This is a genomic window from Microbacterium gallinarum (assembly GCF_014837165.1).
In the GTDB taxonomy this organism is placed as follows: domain Bacteria; phylum Actinomycetota; class Actinomycetes; order Actinomycetales; family Microbacteriaceae; genus Microbacterium; species Microbacterium gallinarum.
In genome coordinates, this window is sequence record NZ_JACSPM010000004.1 from 184,137 (window position 1) to 192,818 (window position 8,682).

Genomic DNA, 8,682 nt, shown 5'->3' on the forward strand with positions numbered 1-8,682 from the left:
GTCACTCGCTCCCCGGCTCCGGCGGCCGCGACCACCACAGCGCGGTATCGCCGTAGCGCTTCGTGCGATCCGCGACGAGTCCCGCCGGGAGGGTCGGCTCCGGGGAGCGCTTGGCGCGCTCCACGACGACCGTCGCGTGCGCGGAGAGCGCAGGGGCGAGCAGCTCCAGCGCATGGGTGAGTTCCTGCTCGCCGAGATCGTACGGCGGATCGATGAACACGAGGTCGAACGGGCCGGTCGCCGTCTGCAGGTAGGCGAGGACGGAGGTGCGGTGCACGGTCATCGCGGCCTCGCGTGATCCCAGCGCCTTCGCGACGCGCGCGATGTTGCGCTGGATCACCCCGGCCGCGCGCGGTGACTTCTCGACGAGGTCGGCCTGCGCCCCGCCGCGGCTGATCGCCTCGAGCGCGAGTGCGCCCGACCCGGCGTACAGATCGAGCACCCGTGCACCGCGAAGCGCGTCGGCGGACTCCAGTGCACCGAAGAGGGACTCGCGCACGCGATCGCTCGTCGGCCGGGTGCCGGCGTCGGGAACCTCGAGCGGGAGGGATCCGGCCCGTCCGGCGATGATGCGCGTCACACGCCCACGATAGCCGCGCCGGTCACGCCGCCGCGGACGGCGAGTCCTCCTCGCGCAGGCGAGGCTCGGTGCGCAGTTCCGGCCGGAGGCCCGACTTGTCGGCGTAGAAAGCGCGGATGACGTCCATGTCGGCACGGACGTCGCCGCTCAGCTCGATCGTCGGTCCGAGGCCCGTCGTCATCGTGGTGCGGTCGACGTAGCCGAGTGTGACAGGCAGGCCCGCGTCGCGTGCGATGCGGTAGAAGCCGGACTTCCAGTAGTCGCCCGTGCCGCGTGTGCCCTCGGGGGTGACCACGAGCCCGAACGTCTCGCCGCTGCGAATGCGGGCGACGACGTCGCCGACGACGCGCGACGGGTCGGAGCGGTCGACCGGGATGCCGCCCAGCTTGCGCATGAGGGGTCCGCGCCAGCCGCGGAAGAGGCTCGATTTGCCGAGCCAGCGCACGTGCATGCCCAGGCGCCACGCGATACCGAGCATCAGGACGAAGTCCCAGTTCGAGGTGTGCGGCACCCCCAGGAGGACGGTCGGTCGGGTGGGGGCCGGCTCAGTGGACAGGGTCCAGCGGCTGCAGGCCCAGTACACGCGGGAGATGAGTCGGAGCATCCCGCCACCGTAAGCCACCGGCCTGGGGTAACGCCGACACTCGGTGAGGTCGCCGGTCGAATCTAGACTCGACGCATGCCGTCGTTCTCTCTCGAGTCCCGTCTCGACGGTGCCGTCGGGGGCAAGACCGCGTCGGCGCTGGAGCGCGCGTTCGGCATGCGCACCGTCGGTGACCTGCTGGCGCACTACCCCCGCCGCTACGCCAAGCGGGGAGAGCTGACTCCCATCTCATCGCTGCCCGTCGGCGAGCCCGTCACGATCGTCGCCGAGGTGCGGCGCGCGAACGAGCGCCGCATGCAGAATCGCAAGGGCTCGCTCCTCGAGGTGACCATCAGCGACGGCCACGGCGATCTCGCCCTGACGTTCTTCAACCAGTCGTGGCGCCTGAAGGACCTGCAGCCGGGGCGGCGCGGCATCTTCGCCGGCAAGGTGGGGGAGTACCGCGGCACGAAGCAGCTGGCGCATCCCGACTACGAGCTGTTCGACGACGAGGCGACCGCGCGCCTCACGGCCGAGGCGAACGCCAACCTTCCCATCCCGATCTACCCCGCGACCAGCACGATCGCCAGCTGGCAGCTGACCAAGATCATCGCGCTGGTGCTCGATGGCCTGGGTCCCGTCCCCGACCCGCTTCCCGACGAGCTGCGGGCCCGCCACCGTCTGCTCGAGGCACGCGAGGCGATCGAGCGCATCCACCGCCCCGACTTCGAGGATCAGATCGAGCGCGCGCGCAGCACGCTGCGGATGCACGAGGCTTTCGTGCTGCAGGCGGCTCTGCTGCAGCAGCGGGCGTTCGTCCGCGCGCTGTCGGCCACGCGCCGCGCACCCGGCGCGCTGCAGGAGCGCTTCGACGAGGCGCTGCCGTTCCCGCGCACGCCCGACCAGATCAGCGTGGGGGAGCAGATCGAGCGCGACCTCCAGGGCGACTGGCCGATGAACCGGCTGGTGCAGGGTGAGGTGGGCTCGGGCAAGACGCTCGTGGCGCTGCGCGCGATGCTGCAGGTCGCGCAGAGCGGCGGGCAGTCGGCGCTCATCGCGCCCACCGAGGTGCTCGCCGGCCAGCACCTGCGCTCGATCGCGCGGATGCTCGGTCCGCAGCTGGCCCCTGAGCTCATGCCGACGCTCCTCACCGGGCAGATGCCCGCCGCCGAGCGGCGCAAGGCGGCGCTGCGGGTCGCGTCCGGCCAGGCGCGCATCGTCGTCGGCACCCATGCGCTGCTGAGCGAGACCACCACGTTCGCCGACCTCGGCCTGGTCGTCGTCGATGAGCAGCACCGCTTCGGGGTGGAGCAGCGCGAGTCCCTGCGTGCGAAGGGCTCGTCTCCGCACGCGCTCGTGCTCACCGCGACCCCGATCCCGCGCACGGTCGCGATGACGGTGTTCGGCGACCTCGACGTGTCGACGATCCGCACCATGCCGGCCGGGCGCGCGGGCATCCAGACGTTCGTCGCGCCGCTCGCCGAGAAGCCGGCCTGGTTCGGGCGCGTGTGGGACCGGATCGCCGAAGAGGTCGCGCAGGGCCGGCAGGCGTTCGTCGTGTGCCCCGCGATCGACGCCGAGAAGCTCACCAAGGACGACACCGCCGACGAGCCGGTGCCCGACGATGCTGGCGCCGCCCGCACCCGCTGGGGCGTCGTGCAGGTCGCCGACCTGCTGTCGAGGCATCCCGCGTTCTCGGCCATCCGGGTCGAGATGCTGCACGGCAAGATGCCGTCCGATGAGAAGGACGCGGTGATGCAGGCGTTCGCCCGCGGTGAGGTCGACGTGCTGGTCGCGACGACCGTGGTCGAGGTCGGCGTCGACGTGCCGAACGCGTCCACGATGGCCATCCTCGAAGCCGACCGCTTCGGCGTGTCGCAGCTGCACCAGCTGCGCGGCCGCGTCGGACGAGGCGGCGTCCCGGGGCTGTGCCTGCTCGTGACCGAGGCGGGGGCCGGTTCTCCGGCGCGGGAGCGCGTGGACGCCGTCGCCGCGACCCTCGACGGGTTCGAGCTCGCCGAGGTCGACCTGGAGCTGCGGGGCGAGGGCGACGTGCTCGGTGACGCGCAGTCCGGCGCGCGCTCGTCGCTGCGGCTGCTGCGCGTGGTGAAGGACGCCGACATCATCGCCGAGGCGCGGGTCGCCGCCGAAGCGGTGCTGGCCGACGACCCCGCGCTGACCCGCCACGCCGGCCTCGCCGCTGCGCTCGAGCGCCGGGTGGGCATGGAGGAGCGCGCGGCCCTTGCGAAGAATTGAATAGGCTGGCCGAATGAACAGCCGGATCGCCGTCGTCCCCGGGTCCTTCGATCCGCCGACCCTCGGTCACCTCGACGTGATCCGACGCGCAGCCTCGCTCTACGACCAGCTCCACGTGCTCGTCGTGCACAACCCGGGCAAAGAGGCGATGCTGCCCATCGCGCAGCGGCTGACGCTCCTCGAGCAGTCCATCGCCGAGAGCGACATCGACGGCGACGTCGTCGTCGCCTCGTGGAGCATGGGGCTGCTGGTCGACTACGCCACGGACGTCGATGCCGGCGTGCTCGTGAAGGGCATCCGCTCGCAGGTCGATGTCGCGTACGAGACGCCGATGGCGATCGTGAACCGGCACCTCGCGCACGTCGAGACCGTCTTCCTGCTGCCCGATCCCGCGCACGCGCTCGTGTCCAGCTCGCTCGTGCGCCAGGTCGCCTCGCTCGGCGGCGATGTGTCGCCGTTCGTGCCGGCCGCGGTCGCGCGCTTCCTCGACACCGGCTCCCGCGACCTCTGAGCCCGCTCGCCGAGCGCTCGCGGCCCTCGCACAGGACCGCGCCACTACGATGGTTCATCGTGGCCAGACAGCATGTGACGGGTCCGTTCGTGATCCGCGTGAGAGACATCGTCCGCCGTCCCGGCGAGATGCGGGAGTTCGACTTCGAGGCCCCCGCGTCAGAGAAGTGGGGTGAGGGACTGGTGTCCGTCGACGCCGGCGTGCCGCTCGACCTCGAGGTCCGGCTCGAGTCCGTCCACGAGGGCATCCTGGTCTCGGGAAGCGCCTCGACGGAGTACTCGGGTGTCTGCGGACGCTGCCTCACCGACATCACCGAGCCGCTCCAAGTCGAGTTTCAGGAGCTTTTCGCGTATCCTGGTGAGGAAGCAACTGACTTCGAGGTTCAAGACGACCACGTGGATCTTGAAACTCTGGTCAGGGATGCGATTGTCCTGTCGCTTCCGTTTCAGCCGGTGTGTCAGCCGGATTGCCCCGGCCTCGATCCGGCCACGGGTGAGCGGCTGACCGGCAGCACCGGCCCAGAGCAGGGCGAGTCCCTCGATCCTCGCTGGGCCGCGCTCAAGGACTACACCACAGACCACGACGAAGAAGCACCGCGCCTCCGCGTCGAGAACACAGAAGAGAGCTAGCCATGGCAGGTAACCCCCCGAAGCGGAAGGTCTCCCGCTCGAACACGCGTTCGCGTCGCGCCCAGTGGAAGGCAGCGCCCATCACGCTGACCACCACCATCGAGAACGGCAAGAAGGTCTACAGCCGTCCTCACCAGGCGAAGGTCGTCACCGACTCGCAGGGCACCGAGCTGTTCCTCGAGTACAAGGGCCGCAAGGTCGCCGACGTCTGATCGCCACCCTGGCGACATGACCGACGTCATGGATGAGCGCCTCGCGCTCACCGAGCTCACGCAGAAGCTCGGGGTCGAGATCGACCCCGAGCTTCTGTCGCTCGCCCTGACGCACCGGTCCTGGGCGTATGAGAACGGCCAGGTCCCGCACAACGAGCGCCTCGAGTTCCTCGGCGACTCCGTGCTGGGGCAGGCCGTCACGGTGCGTCTGTTCACCGGGCATCCCGAGCTCGAAGAGGGCGCCCTCGCGAAGCGGCGGGCGAGCGTCGTCTCGACCGTCGCCCTCGCCGAGATCGCGCGCGGCATCGGCCTCGGCGCGCACCTCAAGCTCGGTCGAGGTGAAGACATGACCGGCGGCCGCGACAAGGACTCGATCCTCGCAGACACCACTGAGGCGATCATCGGCGCGACGTACCTGTCCGCAGGCCCCGACGCCGCGACCGCCTTGGTGCTTCGCCTCGTCGAACCGCTCCTGGCGGACCCGGGGCGCTACGGCGCTGCGATGGACCCGAAGACGAGCCTGCAGGAGCTGGCCGCGCACACCGGCGTCCAGCCTCCGGCCTATTCGGTGTCGTCGACCGGCCCCGACCACGACCGCCAGTTCACCGCGACCGTGGTCGTCGGCGACGTCACCGCCCAGGGCGTCGGAACGAGCAAGAAGCAGGCCGAGATGGCCGCGGCGCTGCGCGCCTGGCAGGATCTCAGCGGGCGTGCCTGAGCTCCCCGAGGTCGAAGTCGTCCGCGCCGGCCTCGCCCCCGCGGTGACCGGCGCCGTCGTGCTGGGTGTCACGGTGCTCGACGATCGCGCGCTGACGCGCCACGCCGGCACCGGAGCCGAGTTCGAGTCCGCGCTCACGGGACGCACCATCCGCGCCGCCGCCCGGCGCGGCAAGTTCCTGTGGCTTCCGCTCGAGGAACTTCGCGGAGAACCGGCTGAGGCGGTCGTCGGCCATCTCGGCATGAGCGGCCAGCTGCTGCTGCGAGCTCCGGGCGCCGCCCCCGAGCGCCACGAGCGTGTGCGCATCGACCTCGATCACCCGACGCACGGCGAGGTCTCCGTCGTGTTCGCCGACCAGCGCACATTCGGGTCGCTCGCGATAGACGAACTCATCCCGACGCCGGACGGCGCCCCCGGCGGGCTCGGCACGGCCGAGGCATCCGTCCCTCGTCAAGTCGCGCACATCGCCCGCGATCCGCTCGATCCGGCGTTCTCGGATTCCGCGTTCCGCCGCGCCCTCGTCCGGAAGGACTCCGCGATCAAGCGCGTGCTGCTCGACCAGACCGTCGTCAGCGGCGTCGGCAACATCTACGCCGACGAGTCGCTGTGGGCGGCGCGCATCCATCCCGAGACACGCGCCGCCGACCTCCCCACGCGGGCGGTCAACCGTCTGCTCGGCGAGGTGCGCCACGTGCTCGACAAGGCGCTGGCCGAGGGCGGCACGAGCTTCGACGCGCAGTACGTCAACGTCAACGGTCAGGCCGGCTACTTCGCCCACTCGCTCAACGCATACGGCCGCACGGGGGAGCCCTGCCCGCGCTGCGGTCGCCCCATCGAGCGCGTGTCCTTCACGAACCGATCCAGCCACTTCTGCCCGCGTTGTCAGCGGATGCCGCGGCCCACGGGCCGGTGAGGACGCGACGCACCGCGTCCCCACCGACACGCCCTCACAGGACGAGGGTCTTCTTCCACGCACCCGCATACGAGGCCGGCACGAAGCCGATCGCCTCATTGATGTCGAGCATGTGGCGGTTCTCTTCGGCGTTGAACGTCGAAACCCGCGGTGACTCTGGCATGACCTCGCGCCAGCGCAGCAGGTTCGCGCACTTCACGATCGTTCCGAGGCGGCGTCCCCGGTGCTCCTTGAGCACGAGGGTCCCGTACTGCTGCGTGGCACCGGAGTGGTCCTCCGCGATGACGAGCTCGTTGTACGCCGCGATGGCGCCCGTCGGGGTGTGCTGCACGGCGGCGACCGAGACGGTGAGCCCCTGTGCCCGCTGGCGGGCGTCGCGTCGCTCGACGCGCGCGGCATCCCAGTGCTGCTCGTCGACGACCATGCCGCCGCTCGGCGCATCGGTCGACATCCGCGCGAGCACCTGAGCGAACCCGTCGCGGTGCTCCGGCGGGGTCGGAGCGGTCCAGGCGATCACACGGTAGTCGCCTCCGGCGACCTCCAGGGCCTCGGCGAGCATGCGCTCGACGAGGGAGAAGTCGCCGGTGAGGTCGAAGACGCTGTTGCGCTCGACCTGCTCGAGGCTGAACCCGTTCGCCAGCGCGAAGAGCGTCGGACCGTCGTCGGCGGGGATCTCACCCCATCCGGTCGACGGCGCGAGCTTCTGCCCCGAGGCATCCGGGCGATGCAGCGTCCAGGTCTGGATGATCGACAGCCCGCGGGCACGCGCTTCGCGCTCGACCTCGGCGAGCAGCAGCTCCTCGGCACCCTGCCCGCGCACCGGCGGGTCGACCATGAGGTCGAATTCAACGGCCTGAGCGTCGGGCTCGTTCGAGATCATCATCCGAACGGCGCCGAGCATCACGCCCTCGCGCTCGGCGGCGAACGCCGGCTGGGTCCAGTCCGACTGGTCCTGCATGAACCCGAGCATCTCCTCGGGCTCTTCGCGCAGGTAGTCGTGGCCGGCGTCGTACAGGCACACCGCGTTCCCGATCCGCACCAGCTCGAGGAACGGGCCGGCATCGGCGGCGTCCAGCGAGTCGGGGACGGCGATCGGCCGGACGGTGATGGCCGGAGCCTCGGTGACACTGCTCATGAGAGCACCTTCTTCCATGCGCCCTCGTACGAGATCGGCACGAAGCCGATCGCCTCGTTGATGTCGAGCATCGGGCGATTCTCTTCTGCGTTGTAGGTGATGACCCGAGGCGAGTCGGGTGCGATGTCGCGCCACGACAGCAGCCCGGCGCACTTGACGAGCGTGCCCAGCTTGTGGCCGCGGTGCTCCTTGAGGACGAGGGTGTCCTCCTGGTGGCTGGCCTCCGTGCGGTCCTTGCCGACGACGAGTTCGTTGAACGCGCACAGCTCACCGGTGGCGATGTGCTGGGCCGCGGTCACCTGGATGGTGCGACCCGAGTCCGTGTACTTGGAGTCGTGCTCGGCGATGCGTGCGGCATCCCAGGACTCCTCGTCGAACTCGAGTCCCGCGGACGGGGCGTCCGTGACCATGCGGGACTTCATCCACGCGTAGCCGTCGACGAACTCGGGCGGCGTCGGGGCGAACCACTGGACGACGCGGTACTCCGATGCCGCGGCCTGCGACTCGGCCAGCAGCCGCTCGACGGTGTCGAACGGCGCCTTCAGGTCGAAGGCGCTGCATCGCTCGACCTGCTCGAGCGTGTAGCCGTGCCGCTGGAAGAACCGGGCGCCGTGGTCCTCGGGGATGTCCCCGAAGCCGGTGGGCGGAGCGAGCCGCGGGCCGTCCGCGGCAGGATGCTCCGCCCAGGCCTGCAGCACGTTGCGTCCGTTCTCCCGAGCGAAGCGCTCGAGCAGGTCGTACGCGGCGGAGCCGACGCCCCGGCCCCACGACTCGCGCAGCAGTTCGATCAGCCAGAACGCGACCTTCGAGTCGTTCTCGAGCGGAAGGTCGCAACCGGCCCGCCCGATGACGGCGCCGTCCTCGATGATGAGCCACATGTGACGCCGCTCGTAGTCGTTCGGCTGGAAGTGGGGGAGCAGCTCGTCGGCCGGGATGCTGTGGTCGCCATGACCTGAGATCTCGCGGTAGACGATGTTGCGCACGCGCGTCATCTCGAGGAAGTCGGCGGCGTCGGGAGCATCGATGGACTCCGGGACGATCAGAGGCCGGAATTCGATGTCGGTGAGTGTCTTCATGATGCGTCTTTCGGTGGATGTGGAGGAAGTGGAGGGAGGGGTGCGCCGCCCCCGGGGGGGGGGGGGCCC

The 8,682-nt window shown here is 70.5% G+C and carries 10 protein-coding genes; 6 read left to right on the forward strand and 4 right to left on the reverse strand.

The genetic code is table 11. The features are described 5' to 3' along the window. Position 1: 1 nt before the first annotated feature. A complete protein-coding gene (rsmD, locus tag H9622_RS12695) occupies positions 2-580 on the reverse strand; it encodes a 16S rRNA (guanine(966)-N(2))-methyltransferase RsmD (RefSeq protein WP_191766780.1) in 579 nt (192 codons plus the stop codon). Positions 581-602: 22 nt separating this feature from the next. Then, on the reverse strand, positions 603-1,184 hold the full coding sequence (locus tag H9622_RS12700) for a 1-acyl-sn-glycerol-3-phosphate acyltransferase (RefSeq protein WP_191766781.1): 582 nt from the start codon (positions 1,182-1,184) through the stop codon (positions 603-605). 75 nt (positions 1,185-1,259) lie between these two features. Between H9622_RS12700 and H9622_RS12705 the strand changes: the two genes are divergently transcribed. The 6 genes from H9622_RS12705 (at position 1,260) to mutM (ending at position 6,402) form a co-directional block, all read left to right on the forward strand. Further along, the gene (locus H9622_RS12705) at positions 1,260-3,419 is read left to right on the forward strand and encodes an ATP-dependent DNA helicase RecG (RefSeq protein ID WP_191766782.1); all 2,160 of its coding nucleotides are present in this window, start codon (positions 1,260-1,262) and stop codon (positions 3,417-3,419) included. Positions 3,420-3,432: 13 nt separating this feature from the next. Further along, positions 3,433-3,930, forward strand: a complete 498-nt coding sequence (coaD, locus tag H9622_RS12710) for a pantetheine-phosphate adenylyltransferase (RefSeq protein WP_191766783.1) — start codon at positions 3,433-3,435, stop codon at positions 3,928-3,930. A gap of 74 nt (positions 3,931-4,004) precedes the next feature. Next, positions 4,005-4,559: a YceD family protein gene (locus H9622_RS12715; protein ID WP_318247125.1), complete on the forward strand. Its 555-nt coding sequence runs from the start codon at positions 4,005-4,007 to the stop codon at positions 4,557-4,559. Between the two features lie 2 nt (positions 4,560-4,561). Further along, positions 4,562-4,771: a 50S ribosomal protein L32 gene (gene rpmF, locus H9622_RS12720; RefSeq protein ID WP_163617368.1), complete on the forward strand. Its 210-nt coding sequence runs from the start codon at positions 4,562-4,564 to the stop codon at positions 4,769-4,771. A 16-nt stretch (positions 4,772-4,787) separates the two neighbouring features. After that, a complete protein-coding gene (gene rnc / locus H9622_RS12725; protein WP_191766784.1) occupies positions 4,788-5,489 on the forward strand; it encodes a ribonuclease III in 702 nt (233 codons plus the stop codon). Beyond that, a complete protein-coding gene (gene mutM / locus H9622_RS12730; protein WP_191766785.1) occupies positions 5,482-6,402 on the forward strand; it encodes a bifunctional DNA-formamidopyrimidine glycosylase/DNA-(apurinic or apyrimidinic site) lyase in 921 nt (306 codons plus the stop codon). The genes rnc and mutM overlap by 8 nt, the downstream gene beginning before the upstream one ends. Positions 6,403-6,436: 34 nt before the next feature. On the opposite strand, the gene H9622_RS12735 is transcribed toward mutM, so the two are convergent. Both H9622_RS12735 and H9622_RS12740 read right to left on the reverse strand, forming a co-directional pair. Continuing rightward, positions 6,437-7,537: a GNAT family N-acetyltransferase gene (locus H9622_RS12735; protein WP_191766786.1), complete on the reverse strand. Its 1,101-nt coding sequence runs from the start codon at positions 7,535-7,537 to the stop codon at positions 6,437-6,439. Continuing rightward, positions 7,534-8,613: a GNAT family N-acetyltransferase gene (locus H9622_RS12740; RefSeq protein ID WP_191766787.1), complete on the reverse strand. Its 1,080-nt coding sequence runs from the start codon at positions 8,611-8,613 to the stop codon at positions 7,534-7,536. The genes H9622_RS12735 and H9622_RS12740 overlap by 4 nt, the downstream gene beginning before the upstream one ends. Between the last annotated feature and the right edge of the window lie 69 nt (positions 8,614-8,682).

What these genes read in the sequence shown, in the direction of transcription:
- H9622_RS12700 (WP_191766781.1), bottom strand. Translation starts at nt 1,184, where the DNA reads ATGCTCCGACTCATCTCCCGCGTGTACTGGGCCTGCAGCCGCTGGACC.
- H9622_RS12705 (WP_191766782.1), top strand. Translation starts at nt 1,260, where the DNA reads ATGCCGTCGTTCTCTCTCGAGTCCCGTCTCGACGGTGCCGTCGGGGGC.
- coaD (WP_191766783.1), top strand. Translation starts at nt 3,433, where the DNA reads ATGAACAGCCGGATCGCCGTCGTCCCCGGGTCCTTCGATCCGCCGACC.
- rpmF (WP_163617368.1), top strand. Translation starts at nt 4,562, where the DNA reads ATGGCAGGTAACCCCCCGAAGCGGAAGGTCTCCCGCTCGAACACGCGT.
- rnc (WP_191766784.1), top strand. Translation starts at nt 4,788, where the DNA reads ATGACCGACGTCATGGATGAGCGCCTCGCGCTCACCGAGCTCACGCAG.
- H9622_RS12735 (WP_191766786.1), bottom strand. Translation starts at nt 7,537, where the DNA reads ATGAGCAGTGTCACCGAGGCTCCGGCCATCACCGTCCGGCCGATCGCC.
- H9622_RS12740 (WP_191766787.1), bottom strand. Translation starts at nt 8,613, where the DNA reads ATGAAGACACTCACCGACATCGAATTCCGGCCTCTGATCGTCCCGGAG.